We start from the raw sequence: 15,823 nt of genomic DNA on the forward strand, positions 1-15,823 counted from the left end.
CGCTTATTCAAAGCGGAAGGTTTTCCTTCGTGCCGGCGGTTTCCCCGATCAGACGGACGTCCGGCGCTTCGTGCATCCAGGTGTGATAATAGTTGGCGTTTTTCCCGTATGAATTATCAATGACGGTATTCGGTTTCCCGAGAAGCGAGGACAGAATGTGGCCGTGAAGCCTTGACGTTTCCACCGATTCGTACCTGCTGAAAAACAGAACCGCTTTTTTCGTCAAGAAATCGGAATAGCGTTTCCAAAACCGCGCAATCGGCAGCGGGTTTCCCGCTTTTTTATTCAAAACATTCAGTGTTTGGAAAAAAGCGATTCCCCTGCGGTCGCTTGCTGACAGCACATCCTGCCAGTCGCAGCTTTTAACGGAAGGATTGTTTTGCAGCTTCGGATTGATTTCCCCATCCGTGCGGCTAAAATGAAGCCTGCCGCGTGACGGAGCCGCTGACGCCGCGATCGGATACAGCTGATGGGCCATATCAGGCATAAGCCCGATATGATTCGCCGAAAAAAAGCGTTTCGCGGTCTCGTATGACACACGATCTCTCGTAAACAGGTGGAGATCCTTGTGCCCCGCAAAAAGCGCCGATGTCTTCCCAAGCCGTGTCTCATCCTGATAATAAATGGATTGCGGCAGGATGACGATCCTGTTTTCCGGAAAGGATTTGACGATTTTTTCCCTGAACGTCTGATAGTACGGATAGAGATCCCCGAAATTTCCGCCACCCTGACAGACGATGATCGTCTTTTTGTCCGCCCGGCGCCCGAATGGAAAATTGTCGGGATTCCAGCGCTGTTTCACGCGGATGCCGTGTGCTTTAAAAAACGCCTCCGTCCCTTTCATTATCAATAAATCCCCAACATTTCCATAGAGGGGATAGTCGGCATATATGATGTCAGATTGCGGCGGTATAACGCTGAGCAGACCCGTCAGCGTTTCTTTTAATCGGCTCATAACATGGCGGCTGTCCATGTTTTCTCCCCTTTCGTTTCAAACAGTTGCGCAAGTGCGTCAATGACACGCTGCTGATCCTCAGAACACAAGTCAGACCCGGACGGCAGACAGATGCCCCGGCTGAAAAGGTTCTCAGAGACACGCTCATGTTCGCTGTGAGGATAAAAGACGGAAGATGAGAAAAGCGGCTGCGTATGCAGCGGTTTCCACAGCGGCCGGGCCTCAATATTCTGTTCCGCAAGACAGGCGACGGCTTCTTCCGGCGTCACACCGTTATCAAGCGTCAGAGCCGTCAGCCAGCGGTTTGAAACCGTTCCTTCAAGCTCCGGCATCATGCGGATGCCCGGATACGTTTCCAGCGCTTCCCGATACCTGTGAAAGATTTCTCTCCTCGCCCGGACGCGATCTTCAAGCACTTCCAGCTGCGATATCCCCACGCCCGCGAGAATGTTGCTGAGCCTGTAGTTATAACCGAGCTCGCTGTGCTGGTAATGAACGGCGGCATCTCTCGCCTGTGACGCAAGAAACCTCGCTTTTTCAATCGCGGCTTCATCGTCAGATACGAGCATGCCGCCTCCCGATGTTGTAATGATTTTGTTGCCGTTAAAGGAATAAATGCCGAAACGGCCGAACGTGCCGCTCTGCCTGCCTTTATATGTTGATCCTAAGGACTCGGCAGCGTCTTCAATCAGACAGACGCCGTATGCGTCACAAAGGCTCATTAATTCATCCATTTTCGCGCTTTGGCCGTAAAGATTGACGGCGATCACCGCTTTCGGGAGTCTGCCGCGCCGTTTTGCATCCCGCAGCGCCCGCTCAAGCGCATCAGGCGACATATTCCACGTCTCCCATTCCGAATCAATAAAAACGGGCTCAGCCTGCTCATACACAATCGGATTCGCCGTGGCGACAAATGTAAAGGAGGGGCAAAATACAGCGTCTCCTTTTTTCACACCCGCAAGCCGCAGGGCAAGATGGATGGCCGCCGTTCCCGAGCTTACGGCCGCCGCGCTTTTCACTCCCGCATATTCCGCGAGCCGCGCTTCAAACGAATTGACGAGCGGACCGAGCGGGGCAATCCAATTGGATCGGAAGGCTTCTGCGATGTATTCCTGTTCTTTTCCGCTCATATGAGGCGGAGACAAATAAATCCGTTTGTTTGTTTGCATGAAATCATCCTTTTTCATTATGGATAGGGGAGATGACGCGGGCCGGAACGCCGACCGCCGTCACATGGCCGGGAATTCGGCTGATGACCGCAGCCCCCGCGCCGATAACGGACCAAGGGCCGATGTCAATCTGCGGTATGACGGACGCGCCGATTCCGATGTGCGTTCCTTCCCCGACTTTCACTCCGCCGGCAAGCGCCGCGCGCGGTGAAAGATGGACGTAATCTCCGATTGCATTGTCATGATCGGCAACCGCGCCCGTATTGATGATGCAATGGGCGCCGATGTCAGCGCCCGCCTGAATGACGGCGCCCGCCATCACAACCGTTCCGTGTCCGACGGAAGCCGTTTCACTGACGATCGCCCCGGGGTGAATGAGTGCGGCATAATCGTCATCTTCAAGCCCAAGCGTTTCAGCGAACTGCTTTCTGACGCCGTTGCGGCCGATGCATATCGTGAACACGGCCTCGGGGACGAGTTTCCGAAGCATGTGCACGTCTTTCGTCCGGCCCGTATATAAACCGTTCCGAACGGCAAAACCGCTGAATCCGTCATCCAATATGCCCGCAAGCTCCATATCGGAACGGGCCTGCACGATTTCCTTCACGACTTTTCCGTGTCCGCCGTTTCCGATCAGCACGACCTTTTTCACGATGACATATCTCCGCTGCCTGTGAAGCGCTTTGCCGTCACATGGCCGGCTTGATGTATGCCTTCTGACACGAGAACTTTTTTCACTGTTAAAAGCAGAATCTTTAAGTCGAGAAGAAATGTGCGGTTGTCGACGTACCACACGTCGAGCTTGAATTTTTCCTCCCATGAAATCGCGTTTCTCCCGTTAATCTGCGCCCAGCCCGTAATCCCCGGCTTCACCTCGTGGCGCCGCGCCTGCTCCGCCGTGTAAAGCGGCAGATAATCCATCAGCAAAGGGCGGGGGCCGACCAGACTGATATCTCCTTTGAGCACATTAAAAAGCTGGGGAAGCTCATCGATGCTCAGTTTTCTGATCAGCCTTCCCGTTTTGGTCAGGCGGAGATGATCCGGAAGCAGCACACCGTTTTCATCACGCGCATCCGTCATCGTCCTGAGTTTATACAACGTAAACGGACGCCCGTTATGCCCCGGTCTCGTCTGTTTGAACAATACCGGAGACCCGATGGCGCATCTGACGGCGGCCATGGCGAAGAGAAGGATGACGCTTGCGCCGCACAATAACAACACCGCGGCCGCTATATCAAATACACGTTTCGCCTTCAAATCTGAACAGCTCCTTTCACTTTTCGGCATTTCTGTAAAGCAAGCCGCCTTTCTTCTTTCGTACAAATGAAGAAAAAAGCGAATGCGGCATAGCTTATGCATACGGCAAGCCCCGTAGCGATCAGGCCGGCCCAGCTGTCAAGCGGTGAAAACAGCCGGATACCCCGGCAGACAGCCCAGGCAAATACGGCCGCCGCCAACGGGCCGAACATTCCTTTGTAAAACGCGGTTTTCTGAAAACCGGTAATATGCGAAACATACAGCGGCGTGAAGACGGCATTTTTCAAAATGAGCGAGACTGCACCGGCGATGGTGATGCCGTACAGCCCGAGATGAGCCGGTCCGCTGAGAACCACGGCCAATATGACATTCAGTCCGCCTAAACATAAAGTAACGACGGCGGGCGTTTTTTGTTTATTAAAAGCCGTCCATACGTAAAAAAGCGGCATGACAGAGAGACTGACCGCCAAATACGCGGCGTGAATGTATAAAAGCGGCGCCGTCTGCACAAACGACGGGCCCAGCCAAATCGCCAGAAACGGTTCGGCGAGCCCTCCTAATAATGCGGCGGGAAGCGCGAGCAGAAGCCCGTTCAGCCGCACGGCCTTATTGGCGTAAGACAGGAGGCCTTCCATATCGCCTTTTGAATAGTAGGAAGTCAAAACCGGCGCAAACAGTGAAGCAAGCGTCCCGGCAAGACTTCTGAGCAGGAGCGGGAATTGAATAATCGCCGCATAGACACCCGCTTCAGACGGCCCCAGCACGAGGTTGGCCGTCATGAGGTCAATCTGCAGAAACAGCAGCACGCCGATCTGGTTGACAGAGCTCCAGGCACCGGCCGAAAACAGCACTTTGCTCGTCTGTAATGACAAGGTTTTACGGCTGAAAGAAAACCAAGGAATCAATTTCTTAAAGAAGAAAAAAGTCAGCACGGCCGCACAGACAGCTCCCGCTAATGCCGAAAGCTGGATCTGCCAGATTTTCGGCGGCAGGCACGTAAACAGAGCGAGCACACACAGCACCCTGACCAGCATTTGCACGGCCTGAATGGAGCTTGTGATATAAAGCTTGTTGGCGAAAAACGGCCCCGTCGCGAACCCCGCCATAAAAAACGTCAGCATAAACAGCACGCTGCCGATCACGATAGAGAGCCTCACATCCGTTAAGAGCCCGGCCGGTACATTCATAATCTTGTCAATAAAAAAAGCCGTCCCGGCGAGCGGCACAGCGAGCAATAGAGATATCACGACAGACGCGGCTAAATAATTGCTTACATACGCATTGGCCTCGTCCTTGTTCCCCCTGTGGGCGGCGACGGAGAAAAACCTCACAACGACAGAGCTCAGCGCAACGGTAATTATAGAGAAATAGTTAATGATATTCTGTGTCAGATGGACAAACCCAAAAGCCTCCACACCTAATGTTTTCACAATAAAGGGAGTCATCCACACTGATAAAAACACCGATAGTAAAAACGCCGTCACATTGGCGCCGAAATTAATGGCAAATTTCATGCTCCTTCCGCACTGCCTTTCTCTTTCGATTTCCGTTCGAAAAACGCATGCAGAAGAAGAGGAAGGCGCATTTTGCACAGGCCGAGCACCACGCGCTCCCCCGCCAGCAGCTGTTTATGGCGGCACGGCGTCCTGCGCACCGCCGTTTTTACCATGTCATACGTTAAGATTCTGCCGATGTGCGCCGTAATCTGGTGTGACGGCTGCGGCGCGGCGCATGCGTTGGCGATCAGCATCGGAATCTGATGCTTGCACAAATATGTATCGATATCGCTCCGGCAGGCGTCCGTCAGCCCGTTTTCCTCATAAAAAGCCATTTTCGCTTTATATTGCTTTTGCAGTTCTTGATCTAAGTGGGGCTTAAACGGTGTTTCTGTAAGACTTTGCGGATTTTCCCGGTAGATATACAGCCCTTCGTCTATCACTTTGACACGCGCGGCTTGGCGGAACGCTGCCAAGTTAAACGGAGAGTCCTCGGCAAAACGGATATCTTCATGGAACAACAGTCCTTGCAATGCTTCTCGCCGGTATATATAGCGCCACACATACCAAATAAACCGATGTTCGTGCGCGCGGGTCAGCAATGCAGTCATTTCATCCGCTGTGAAGACGCGGCCCGCCGGAATGGACGGCGGCATATATGTTCGTTTCTTAGACGGCGTTTCCTTATAATAGCCGCATCCGGCGATATCCAGCCGGTTCTTCTCTGCTTCTTCATAAAGCCGCTCGAACATCGTTTCCGTCACATAGTCATCGCCGTCCGCAAAACCGATATAACGGCCGCGGGCGGCTTTTATTCCGGCATTGCGGGCCGAGCTGAGGCCGCCGTTTTCTTTATGAATCACCCGGATTCTCGCATCTTCTGCGGCGAATTGTTCAGCAATCCGGCCTGACTGATCCGGTGAACCGTCATTGACGAAAATGATTTCGATGTCTCTCAGCGTCTGTTTTGTTAAAGAAACCGCGCATTCTTTAATAAAAGGCTCTGTCTTATACATCGGCACGATCACGCTCACAAGCGGCGCGGTCATTGGGCATCACCGCTGATTTTCGAGCGCAGCCCGGCAAAATAAACACTTCGCAATGAACCGCCTTCCTCATGCTTGCCGCTGAGCAGCCGGTTTACGGCGGCCGTTACAGCTTCAGGGTCTGGACGTTCAAGCAATATCATGTTCGGTATGTTTTTCAGCCATTGATAGCCTTCCATCACCTTATGATCAAACGAACGAATGACGACACAAGGCGTTTTCGTCAGCGCACAAAAAATCATCCCGTGAAGCCTGTCAGTGACGACGGCTTCCGCGCCTTTCAGCGTATTCCAAAGCGCTTCCAGCTCCTTTTCACGTGTATGGCGGCTGACCCTCCGGCCGACCGTCGTGGTAAAGGAATGCAGCTCTCCGTACTCTTTTGCCAAAGCTTCTTTTACCATCGTTCTGTCCTCAGCCGTCAGCGCACTCTCCTTATCCTCCCGTAAACAGAGGTAGATCCCTTCCCGCGGGGTGCGCCGCTCGCTTTTATCCAAATATAAGACCATGTCAGGCTGTTTGAGCACTGTTTTTCCGGGAAAATGACGCTTCATCCATTGATACGTCGTCTCATCTCTCGCCATTAACAAAAGGTCGGGATGCGCATTGTACACTTTTCGGGCGCGCTTCAGTTCCTTCCGTCCCTTTTTTGATTCAGAAAAGTGAGCCGTCGCCGGAAGCTGAACGATCCGATATTCCCGGAATGTTTTGATAATAAAGCGGCGCGTCCATTCCTCATACCGGTACAAATCCCCCATGTTCCCGCCGCCGATGATGAATACCATATCATCGGGGTGGCGCTTTTTGATCAGCGCCTTTGCCGATCTGTATATATCCTTCATATCCACTTCAATGATGTCAAAGTCGGGATACTCCCGTTCAAGAAACGTTTTGCTTGCGTAGGCGATGGCGTGATCACCGAGATTATCGTGGGACGGGAGCAGCGTCAGAATGATCTTTTTTCTTGCCGCTGAAAGCCCCGCCCCATCCGCTGCCGTTCCGAAATGAAATTGGGACGGGTATTTGACCTTAAGCAACAGCCATTCCGCGAGATTGATTTTTAAAGATTGTATCGACATGTCTTCACCCTCTGATTTTCATTTTGTACTCGATTGCCCGCTGATATGCGGCTGATGCCAGCGACACAAACGGAATCAGCTTCAGCTTCGCCAAAAGCAGAAGGCATGAACGTTTGGCGTCAAACGGCGCCGTTCCGGTTTTGGAAAGGCTCAGGCGAAACACGGGATCAGCGCATATCCGGCTGATATTCTTCCATTTCTCAGAAAACCGGCCGCCGTTATTCCGCTTCCATTCATTCAGCAGGCAGACTGTTCCGTGCTGAACGATGAAAAAATCCAGCTCCTGCCGGTATTCCTGTAAGCAGCCGTTTTCACGCAAAAAAGCCTCGTTCAGCCGATAGAGAACGAGACCTGAGTCAAACAGCTTTTTCTGATAGCTTTGCACAATGGAAGTCAAGTGAATCCAATAATGATAGAGCGGCTGATCCACGTACGAGACCGCACCTGCGAAAACATGCGCCCTGAGGCTGAAGTACTGATCCTCCACATGCTCCAGCTCATCACGAAGCGGAAAGCGCAGCTGATGATGCTCGATCATCGTTCTCTTGTACAGCTTGTTCCATGAAAAACCGCTGACTCTTCCTTCAAATAAATCTTTCAGGTACCGTTGTTTCGGGCGGCCCGCGTACGCTGAAGCGATCGTTGAAACGGCGGTTTTCCCCGTATCCGCAAATTCGGCCGCATATTCGCAAATCACGAGATCCGCCTGATCAGCCTTCGCTTTTTCATACATGCTGAGGCAATAATCAGGTTCAACCCAGTCGTCCGCATCAATAAAAGCGATAAATTCGCCGCGCGCCGCCTCGATTCCCCTGTTGCGGACCGCGCCGAGCCCCCGGTTTTGCTGATGAATGACCCTGATTCTCTCATCCCGCTTCTGATAGGTTTCAAGAATCGCCGGGCTTTGATCCGTTGACCCGTCATTAACGGCCACGATTTCGATATTGGCGAGCGACTGATTGAGCAATGAATCTAAGCATCTTTCTAAATAAGTTTCCGTATTATACACAGCAATTAATAAACTGACCGCGGGTGTTTCCATATAAACCTCCAGTGTCCATTACCGGGAAAAAATCGTTCTGTACGGAAGCACAGACGAATCGACCGGCATAAGCAAGTAACTGTAAAGAAAATAACAGACAATAATGGCGATATAAATCAGCGCATTTGATTTTTCATCAAAAATCCTCACAAAATAAGGGATCAGGATCATTTGGTACAGGCCGAAATATATATTAAACCGGGCAAAAATAACATCCTTTGTCGCCAAAAGACCGAAGAGCAGGCCGAGCAGACAGAAATTCACGATGACATCAATGTCAGGCCAGAGCTTCCGCAGCCGCTCCCGATAGCAGAAAGCCAAAAACAGCGGCAGAAGCAGCACCGCGATTTTTACGACGTTCATCCCGTTCGTATTGGTCATCAGCCATTTCTCATAATGGCCGTACGAGCTGTTTTCCAGCACGACGACAAACAGCGAAATGAACTTCTGATACAGAAACGTCATAAGAAGAAACAATGCCGACAGTCCGAAAATCGCGGGCGACCAGGCTCTTTTTCTGACGAGAAAATAAACCGGAATCATAATCAGCGCTGAAGAATGAAAAAGCGAACACAGCAGCACGATTGACATATAACGCTTCCAGCTTCCGCTGATCACGTAGCGGACGGCCCAAAACAAAACGGCCGCCACCATATACTGCCTGATCCCGTTAAAGGAAGCGTAATAGTGATACGTGCCCAAAAACAAAAACACACTCAGCTCAAACGGACGGCCGAATTCAACGAGCCCCTTTAAAATAAAGCTGCACGTCACGACCGCCACGGTGAAATACATGATTTGCGGATCTTTCGTGATAAAATTCATGAGCCAGATGAGAGCCGTAAACCCCGGATCAACGGCTGCTTTTTTCGCTCCGAACCCGAAGATCTCCCAAATGCTGCCGTAATTTCCCGCCAGCTTGTACATCAGCGCGTACGTCTGAAAATCCGTCCCGACTCTGTAGCGCAAGCCGGAGACCAATACGAGCGATAGCAGCGGAACGATCATGACGAGCTGATTCGGCCGGTATCCGGTCGAAAGCGATTGATCACGCCCGCCGCACATTTTCGCGAACCATGACCAAATATACACAATTCCCATATTGACTACGTATACAATCATTCGTTACTGTTCCTTTTTCCAATTCATATTGTAAAGCTTCATAACAGCCCCCGCATTTTCTCCCGCGTCATATCCCTGCCGTCTGAGGGTTTCTTTAATGCGCTCCCCGTCAGGCTTTGCCGCCTCTGCTGCCCGTAAAACCGCGGATGCCCATTGTCGGGGCGGTTCTTTAAGGCTGAGCCTTTTGACCAGCCCGAGCCCGGCATCGGCTTCTTCCGTTATGCCGTCTGATATCACGCACGGCACCCCGGAGGCCTGCGCTTCAACGAGCGTGACGGGCAGCCCTTCATAAAGAGACGGCATGACAAATACATCCAGCGTTTTCAGCAGGGCATGAACGCGTTCTTCTATGCCGATAAAACGCACATCATCATCAAGCCCCAGCTTCGCCGCCAGATTTTCCATGTCGGTGCGAAGCGGACCGTCCCCGGCGAGAACCAGCTGTAAACCGATGCCCCGCTCTTTCATATCAGCGGCCAGCCGGAGCAGAAATTCGTGGTTTTTTTCTTCTGTAAAGCGGCCGATATGGCCGATCACCAAACGGCCGTCTGCAATGCCCCGCTTCCTTTTTTCAGCTTCTGTGTCCGCGCACCCGCCGGCAAATAAGTCGAGATCAATGCCGTTCGGCAAAAGATGCACGTCTTTTTCTTTCCCGAATAAGAAACGGCCCGCGTCTTTTCCGCAGGCGCACAGTGCCGTGGCGTTTGCCGTAATCAGCCGTCTGAACACAAACAGCTGCATCCCGGCAAGCCGCGACGCCCGCCCCCGCCACGACGTACTGTGCGAATGGCAGATCCGCACCGGGACGCCGGCTAAACGAGCGGCAAGCGCGATGAACCCCGACTGAAAATCGGTATGGGCGTGCACGGCGGCAAACGGGCCTTTTTCCTGAATCACCCGCTTGACCTGTTTTACAAATGTAATCGGGTTTGTGCTGCCGATGCTCGGCACATAAAAAAGCCGTCCGCCGAGAGCGAGAATTTCCTCATCATAAGCGCACGGATCGTTCCTATGGGTTAAAAAATCAAACTGCACCTTCGTTCTGTCCATCTTCCGGTACAAATTCATCATCATCGTTTCTGCGCCGCCCCTGTTCATCCCGCTGAAGACGTGCAGCACCCGCATCGGTTTGTCAGTCATGTTCGGCAAGCCCTTCTTTTTGGCGGATGTCCCTGTTTTTATGATAACGGTTCATGACCGCGGGCGGCGTAATGGCGCGAATGAGCGGTTTTGCGATATACGCGTAATGGGAAAGCGGCAGCTTCAGCCGTCTGCACGCCTGAAAAACGAGCACCGCATTATCAATGGAATACGTAAACGATCTCCTTTTAAACGCATCACTGTCTTCTCTTACTTTATACAGCGTTTCTTGGAGATTGTACCCCCGGAAACCCGCTTCAAAAAAGCGCAGCCACAAATCGATATCCTCCATCCGCCGCGTCCGCCTGACTGACCGGTAGCCGCCAAGCGCTTTGTACGCTTCAGCCCGCATCATAATGGTGCCGTGGCAGAACGGTGTGCCTTTCGCCATAATTCCCGGTTTCGGCACGGGCGGCAAAAGCCGGGCGCCCCTTACACCGAATTCGTCAAATACGAGCATGCCCGTGCCTACGACTTGATAGTGGGCGTGCTTGTTTAAGAAAGCGGCCTGTTTTTCCAGTCTCCTCGGGTTGGAGATGTCATCACCGTCCTGCCTGGCGATATAATCCCCCGTTGCGTATGTCAGACAGCGGTTAAGCGAAGCGGCAAGCCGTTGATTTGCCTTATTTTGAATCAGCGTGATCCGGTCGCCGTAATGATCCGCGTAACGGCGCGCAATCTGATACGTTCCGTCAGTTGACGCGTCATCACACATGATCAGTTCCCAATTCTTATACGATTGGCTCAGGATGGATTCTATACTCTCCGCTAAAGTCTCTTCGCAATTATAAATTCCCATGATGACGGAAATTTTCGGTTGTGCTCCTGCATTCATACGCTTTTCTCCTTTTTATCCATATAACCGGCGTAAATGTGCGCCATTTCCTTTACCGTACGTGTTTCTGAAAAACATTCCGCCGTCCTGCGCCCTTCTTGTCCCATTGCTTTTCGCAGCCCCGGGGAGCGGTACAGCTTTTCAATCCGATCGGCAAACGCCGCGCTGTCCCCGGCCGGCACGAGAAAACCGTTCACGCCGTCTTCGATGATCTCGCGGTGCCCCCTGTTGTCCGCGGCAACGGCGGGCTTTTCGGCAGCCATTCCTTCAAGCAGATTCATGCCGAGCCCTTCGCGGATGCTTGAGGCGACGGACAGATCGGCAAGCTGAATCAGTTCATGAATGTCACGGCAAAATCCGTAAAACCGCACAATGTCAGATACCCCGAGTGATTCAGCCTTTTTTCTGTACGGTTCTTCCATCGCGCCTTCTCCGGCAAATACGAGTTTCAGCTCCGGAATGCGGTTCTTCAGCAATGCCGCAGCCTCAATGAGAAGTCCCTGGTTTTTATTGCCGTTTAATTCAGCAGGGTATATGAGGATAAATTCCCCGGCGCCGAAGCCGTGTTTTTCTCTCAGCCGTTCACTCTCTGCCCGGCTCACAGGGCGAAACCTGTCTGTATTCACGCCGATGCCGTGTATTTTCTTCGCGCCGCAATCCGTTTTTTTCATTTGCTTGGCCCGTTCGAAATCTTCTTCATTAATGGTAATGAGACAATCCGTATAAGAAGAGAGAAATTTTTCGATCGGGTAATAAAGAAGCCAGTTTTTCAGGGGCGCTCCATCGCAGAAGTGAAAGCCGTGCGCGGTGTACAGCACCTTTGTCCCTTTTTGGCGCGCTTGTCTCGCCGCAAGGCGTGCAAGCACGCCGCCGACCGGCGTATGACAGTGAATCATGTCGTAGCCGTTGTCCTGAATGAGCCGTTTCAGCCGCCTGTAAACAGAAAGATTTTCGGGATGAAACGGCGAGCGCCGGATCGGAATGGAAAACTTTTCATCAACGAACGGAAGATTCATATTGCCGCCTGCCGCGACGTGCACTTCCCACCCCATATCCTGAAACCATTGAAAATACGGAAGATGAAAGGCTTTAAAATGATAATCGACAGTGGCGCAGAATAATACTTTTTTCGTCATCTTTCTGTCCTCCCATCACACACCTGCGGCCGCTTCTTCATGTACTGATTCGATCGCCTCAAACAGCCGTTTTCTCAGCTCATCTTCAGGCAGACGGCTGAATTCCTCCATAAAACGGATGAGCACGGCCCAATCCCCGTCGATCGCTTTCCCGATATGGATTTTCGGAAAAATCTGTTCCGTATGTACTTCATTATGATTCAGCAGTTCTTCATACATCTTTTCACCCGGGCGGATGCCGGAGAATTCAATGGGAATCTGTTCTGTCGTATAGCCTGATAAATGAATCAGATTTTTTGCCAAGTCGACGATTTTGACGGGTTCTCCCATATCCAGAACGAAAATCTGCCGCCCTTTTGCAAGCGCCCCCGCCTGAATGACGAGTCTTGACGCTTCGGGGATCGTCATAAAATATCTTGTCATCGCCGGATGCGTGACGGTGACGGGTCCGCCTTTTTCAATCTGCTTTTTGAAAATCGGAATGACGCTGCCGCGGCTTCCGAGCACATTCCCGAAACGGACGGCGGCGAATTTGGTGTTGCTGACCTTTCCGAGGTTCATGATGACCATTTCCGCAAACCGCTTCGTCGCGCCCATGACATTGGCCGGATTGACCGCTTTGTCAGAAGAAATCAGCACGAATGTTTCCGTTCCGCACATATCGGCGGCTTCGGCGACATTTTTCGTGCCGATAATATTGTTTTTGACGGCTTCTTCCGGATTATGTTCCATTAACGGCACATGTTTATGGGCGGCCGCATGATAGACGACGTGCGGCTCGTATTTTTTCATCAAGGTAAAGATTTTATCTCTGTCCTGAATATCGGCGATCTCCGCGTGAAAAAGCACCTCTTTGCCGAAGCGTGCGGACAGTTCGTTATGCACCGAATAAATGCTGTTCTCCCCGTGGCCGAGAAGGACGATTTCATGCGGAAGAAACGAGCTGATCTGGCGGCAGATTTCAGAACCGATAGAGCCGCCGGCGCCCGTGACCAGAATCGTTTTCCCTTTGATGCTGTCAGAAATTTTGCTCGTATCAAGGGTGACCGGCTTTCTGCCGAGGAGATCTTCGGCTTTCACATCCCTGATGTGTCCGGCAGCCTGCGTTCCGAGCAGGATCTCATCAAATTGCGGCATGATTTTAATATGGGCGCCCGTCTGTACACATTCTTTGTACAGCGTCTGGAGCTCATGGGTGCAAAGAGACGGAATGGCGATGATAATGTGGTGAATTCTCAGCCTCTGCACCGCCGGCATAATGCTTTCTTTTCCGCCGATGACGGGCAGGCCCATAATTTTGAGCTTATGCTTCGTCTGATCATCATCAATAAAAGCCACAGGCATGATTCCAAGATCGTTTTTCTGGGTAAGCTGACGGACGAGCAGCGTTCCTCCTGCGCCCGCGCCGATAATCAGCGCCCGGGAAGAGTCATTTTGCTTCCTGCCGATCGTTTCTTTCAGCACGCGCGAAATCATCCGGCTTCCTCCGATGAACAATAGCTGAATCATCCAGCTGACGGCTAAAAGCCGGAATAAAATCGTGTGGAACACCCCGTATTGGACGGCGGCTGTCACAGCTGCGGACAGCGTGATCCCCTTCAGCAGATCAAGCAGCTCGCCTATTCCCGTATACGTCCATACCTGCTTATACTGGTGAAACATAAAAGCGCATACATGATGGCTGATCAGCATGCTCACGGCGGTCAGCAGCAACGCTCCGGAGTCATAAAAGTGATAAGAATCCTCAAAAAATTGATATCCTATAACAACGGAAAGTAAAACGAGATACGTATCCAATGCAAAAATCATTGAAAGTCTTCTCCGGTAAGTCAATCTTTCCCCTCCTCATTTATCGGTTTAGCTGATACGGTTTTCGTAAAAACAGACATAACAGCTAAGCCGATAACAATGCATCATCTTAAGATAAATTGGGCATTTAACCCGTCCTCACACCCCGCCACCGACGACCAGCATCTAAGGCAGCGGAAAACGCCGCCCACAGCAGAGCCGAGTGCCTCCGTTGATAAAGGTAAGGAGACATCACCTGCACCGCTCAATACGAGTAGTGCTCTGTTTTTTTGATTTTCTTTTTATTCAGCAGCGCCCCCAAAAGCTTTGCCTTTGACTGCTGGAGCGCGTCTTTCGCCTTTTGGACGGTATCCATTTTCGTTTTTCCGCTCAAGACGACGAGAACGCTTCCATCTGTCTGGTTCGCTAAAATCTGTCCGTCCGCCACCGCCAAAAGCGGAGGTGAATCGAAAATAACCAGACTGTACCGGCTGTACATCTCCTGAATCAGCTCTCCCATCGCCTTTGAAGATAAAAGCTCAGCCGGATTCGGCGGCGTCGGCCCGCTCGTTAAGACGTAAAGGTTATCAATCAGCGTTTTTTGCACCGTTTCGCCGAGGGAAGCGTTTCCGACTAACACATTCGTAAGGCCTTGTACATTTTCAAGCTGATAGGTCTCGTGTATCGTCGGTTTTCGTAAATCCGCATCGACGAGCAGCACCTTTTTTTCCTGCTGCGCAAATACCGCGGCAAGGTTGGCGGCGCTGAATGACTTTCCTTCTCCCGGAACGGAGGAAGTGACGAGAATGGAGCGCAAATGGGTCTGAACAGAGGAGAACTCAATATTTGTCCGAATGGTGCGGTATTGTTCAGCCACCAATGATTTGTGATGTAAAACGGATATTTGAGCCAGTCCCCTTCTTGATTTCTTTTTTCTGAATCCCAAACGCCTCACTCCCCGAAATGTTTTTCATCAGACCGTGTCTGCTGATTTTTGATGTCATACACAACCCCTAAAACAGGCAAGTCTGTTTTTTCGCTGAGCTGCCGCTCGCTTTTAACGGTTTCATCAAGAAAGTGGAGAAAAAACGCAAGCGTCACACCCGCCATGAGAGCCGCACCGAACGCCATCATGATATTCCTGATGCGCGAAGGCTTGACCATCGGACTTTCCGATGCTTTTGCCTCGGACAAAACAATGACGCCTTTTATATTCATCCTGTCACGGACTTCTTTTTTAAATGTCTTCATCAGCGTGTTCGCTATAGCGGCGGCCTGTTTCGGGTTCTCGTCCTGCACCGCTACGGTAATGATCTCTGAATCGGTTTCGCTGCTTGTCGTGATCTTTGCTTTTAAAGCGGATGCCGTCTCAGAAAGATGCAGCTTCTGTTTCACTTTCTCAAGCACAACCGGGCTTTTCATTATCGTTTGAAACGTATTGTTGTAATGAAGATTCAGCTGAACGTCGCTGAGATTCGAATTTTTTTCACCGCTTGTTTCATGAATGAGCACTTGGGTCGATGCCTGATAAACGGGCGAAACCACCCGGAATTGGATGTATCCCGTCACCAGCGTTACAACTGCTGTCATGATAAAAATCAGTAAAAGTCTGTGTTTAATAATGTCAAATAATTCTTTAAAACTCATATTCTCATTCATGTAATTACAGCCTCATCCTTATTGCATCAGGCTTAAACGCCCCCTTCTGTTGATGATTGGATTATAAAAGAAAAGGTCGAAATTTGAAAATTTCAAATTAAG

The 15,823-nt window shown here is 51.2% G+C and carries 15 protein-coding genes; all 15 read right to left on the reverse strand.

The window, feature by feature from the left end:
- Positions 1–7: 7 nt before the first annotated feature.
- The 15 genes from U2H13_RS16540 to U2H13_RS16610 all read right to left on the reverse strand — a co-directional run bounded on the left by U2H13_RS16540 (position 8) and on the right by U2H13_RS16610 (position 15,721).
- Complete coding sequence (locus U2H13_RS16540) at positions 8–973, reverse strand: polysaccharide pyruvyl transferase family protein (RefSeq protein WP_021495228.1); 966 nt, start codon at positions 971–973, stop codon at positions 8–10.
- On the reverse strand, positions 952–2,124 hold the full coding sequence (locus U2H13_RS16545; protein ID WP_014418926.1) for an aminotransferase class I/II-fold pyridoxal phosphate-dependent enzyme: 1,173 nt from the start codon (positions 2,122–2,124) through the stop codon (positions 952–954). The genes U2H13_RS16540 and U2H13_RS16545 overlap by 22 nt, the downstream gene beginning before the upstream one ends.
- A gap of 4 nt (positions 2,125–2,128) precedes the next feature.
- The gene (locus U2H13_RS16550; protein ID WP_233662446.1) at positions 2,129–2,776 is read right to left on the reverse strand and encodes an acetyltransferase; all 648 of its coding nucleotides are present in this window, start codon (positions 2,774–2,776) and stop codon (positions 2,129–2,131) included.
- Positions 2,773–3,381 (reverse strand): sugar transferase, encoded by a 609-nt coding sequence (locus tag U2H13_RS16555; protein ID WP_007407383.1) that lies wholly within the window; start codon positions 3,379–3,381, stop codon positions 2,773–2,775. The genes U2H13_RS16550 and U2H13_RS16555 overlap by 4 nt, the downstream gene beginning before the upstream one ends.
- On the reverse strand, positions 3,378–4,895 hold the full coding sequence (locus tag U2H13_RS16560; protein WP_167409126.1) for an MATE family efflux transporter: 1,518 nt from the start codon (positions 4,893–4,895) through the stop codon (positions 3,378–3,380). The genes U2H13_RS16555 and U2H13_RS16560 overlap by 4 nt, the downstream gene beginning before the upstream one ends.
- Positions 4,892–5,926, reverse strand: coding sequence for a glycosyltransferase (locus tag U2H13_RS16565; RefSeq protein WP_160216593.1), 1,035 nt, complete (start codon positions 5,924–5,926; stop codon positions 4,892–4,894). The genes U2H13_RS16560 and U2H13_RS16565 overlap by 4 nt, the downstream gene beginning before the upstream one ends.
- The gene (locus U2H13_RS16570) at positions 5,923–6,999 is read right to left on the reverse strand and encodes a polysaccharide pyruvyl transferase family protein (protein WP_179156144.1); all 1,077 of its coding nucleotides are present in this window, start codon (positions 6,997–6,999) and stop codon (positions 5,923–5,925) included. The genes U2H13_RS16565 and U2H13_RS16570 overlap by 4 nt, the downstream gene beginning before the upstream one ends.
- Before the next feature lie 4 nt (positions 7,000–7,003).
- The gene (locus U2H13_RS16575; protein WP_376700542.1) at positions 7,004–8,041 is read right to left on the reverse strand and encodes a glycosyltransferase family 2 protein; all 1,038 of its coding nucleotides are present in this window, start codon (positions 8,039–8,041) and stop codon (positions 7,004–7,006) included.
- An 18-nt stretch (positions 8,042–8,059) separates the two neighbouring features.
- Positions 8,060–9,163 carry an EpsG family protein gene (locus U2H13_RS16580; protein WP_007613926.1) on the reverse strand — a complete coding sequence of 368 codons (1,104 nt, stop codon included), beginning with the start codon at positions 9,161–9,163 and terminating at the stop codon, positions 8,060–8,062.
- Between the two features lie 3 nt (positions 9,164–9,166).
- Positions 9,167–10,303, reverse strand: a complete 1,137-nt coding sequence (locus U2H13_RS16585; protein ID WP_376700543.1) for a glycosyltransferase family 1 protein — start codon at positions 10,301–10,303, stop codon at positions 9,167–9,169.
- Complete coding sequence (locus tag U2H13_RS16590; protein WP_022553824.1) at positions 10,296–11,138, reverse strand: glycosyltransferase family 2 protein; 843 nt, start codon at positions 11,136–11,138, stop codon at positions 10,296–10,298. The genes U2H13_RS16585 and U2H13_RS16590 overlap by 8 nt, the downstream gene beginning before the upstream one ends.
- Positions 11,135–12,274 (reverse strand): glycosyltransferase family 4 protein, encoded by a 1,140-nt coding sequence (locus U2H13_RS16595; RefSeq protein ID WP_376700544.1) that lies wholly within the window; start codon positions 12,272–12,274, stop codon positions 11,135–11,137. Before U2H13_RS16595 ends, U2H13_RS16590 begins: the two co-directional genes overlap by 4 nt.
- A 15-nt stretch (positions 12,275–12,289) precedes the next feature.
- Positions 12,290–14,107, reverse strand: coding sequence for a nucleoside-diphosphate sugar epimerase/dehydratase (locus U2H13_RS16600; protein WP_172614994.1), 1,818 nt, complete (start codon positions 14,105–14,107; stop codon positions 12,290–12,292).
- A 220-nt stretch (positions 14,108–14,327) separates the two neighbouring features.
- Positions 14,328–15,008, reverse strand: a complete 681-nt coding sequence (locus tag U2H13_RS16605; RefSeq protein ID WP_003151543.1) for a CpsD/CapB family tyrosine-protein kinase — start codon at positions 15,006–15,008, stop codon at positions 14,328–14,330.
- A gap of 5 nt (positions 15,009–15,013) precedes the next feature.
- Positions 15,014–15,721 (reverse strand): YveK family protein, encoded by a 708-nt coding sequence (locus tag U2H13_RS16610; RefSeq protein ID WP_017418864.1) that lies wholly within the window; start codon positions 15,719–15,721, stop codon positions 15,014–15,016.
- Positions 15,722–15,823: the final 102 nt, after the last annotated feature.

The sequence above is a fragment of the Bacillus sp. A1 genome (assembly GCF_042296235.1).
In the GTDB taxonomy this organism is placed as follows: Bacteria; Bacillota; Bacilli; order Bacillales; family Bacillaceae; genus Bacillus; species Bacillus velezensis.

Bases quoted from the DNA above. Each gene is read 5' to 3' on its own strand.
- U2H13_RS16540 (WP_021495228.1), bottom strand. From the start codon at position 973: ATGGACAGCCGCCATGTTATGAGCCGATTAAAAGAAACGCTGACGGGT.
- U2H13_RS16545 (WP_014418926.1), bottom strand. From the start codon at position 2,124: ATGCAAACAAACAAACGGATTTATTTGTCTCCGCCTCATATGAGCGGA.
- U2H13_RS16560 (WP_167409126.1), bottom strand. From the start codon at position 4,895: ATGAAATTTGCCATTAATTTCGGCGCCAATGTGACGGCGTTTTTACTA.
- U2H13_RS16565 (WP_160216593.1), bottom strand. From the start codon at position 5,926: ATGACCGCGCCGCTTGTGAGCGTGATCGTGCCGATGTATAAGACAGAG.
- U2H13_RS16570 (WP_179156144.1), bottom strand. From the start codon at position 6,999: ATGTCGATACAATCTTTAAAAATCAATCTCGCGGAATGGCTGTTGCTT.
- U2H13_RS16575 (WP_376700542.1), bottom strand. From the start codon at position 8,041: ATGGAAACACCCGCGGTCAGTTTATTAATTGCTGTGTATAATACGGAA.
- U2H13_RS16580 (WP_007613926.1), bottom strand. From the start codon at position 9,163: ATGATTGTATACGTAGTCAATATGGGAATTGTGTATATTTGGTCATGG.
- U2H13_RS16585 (WP_376700543.1), bottom strand. From the start codon at position 10,303: ATGACTGACAAACCGATGCGGGTGCTGCACGTCTTCAGCGGGATGAAC.
- U2H13_RS16590 (WP_022553824.1), bottom strand. From the start codon at position 11,138: ATGAATGCAGGAGCACAACCGAAAATTTCCGTCATCATGGGAATTTAT.
- U2H13_RS16595 (WP_376700544.1), bottom strand. From the start codon at position 12,274: ATGACGAAAAAAGTATTATTCTGCGCCACTGTCGATTATCATTTTAAA.
- U2H13_RS16610 (WP_017418864.1), bottom strand. From the start codon at position 15,721: ATGAATGAGAATATGAGTTTTAAAGAATTATTTGACATTATTAAACAC.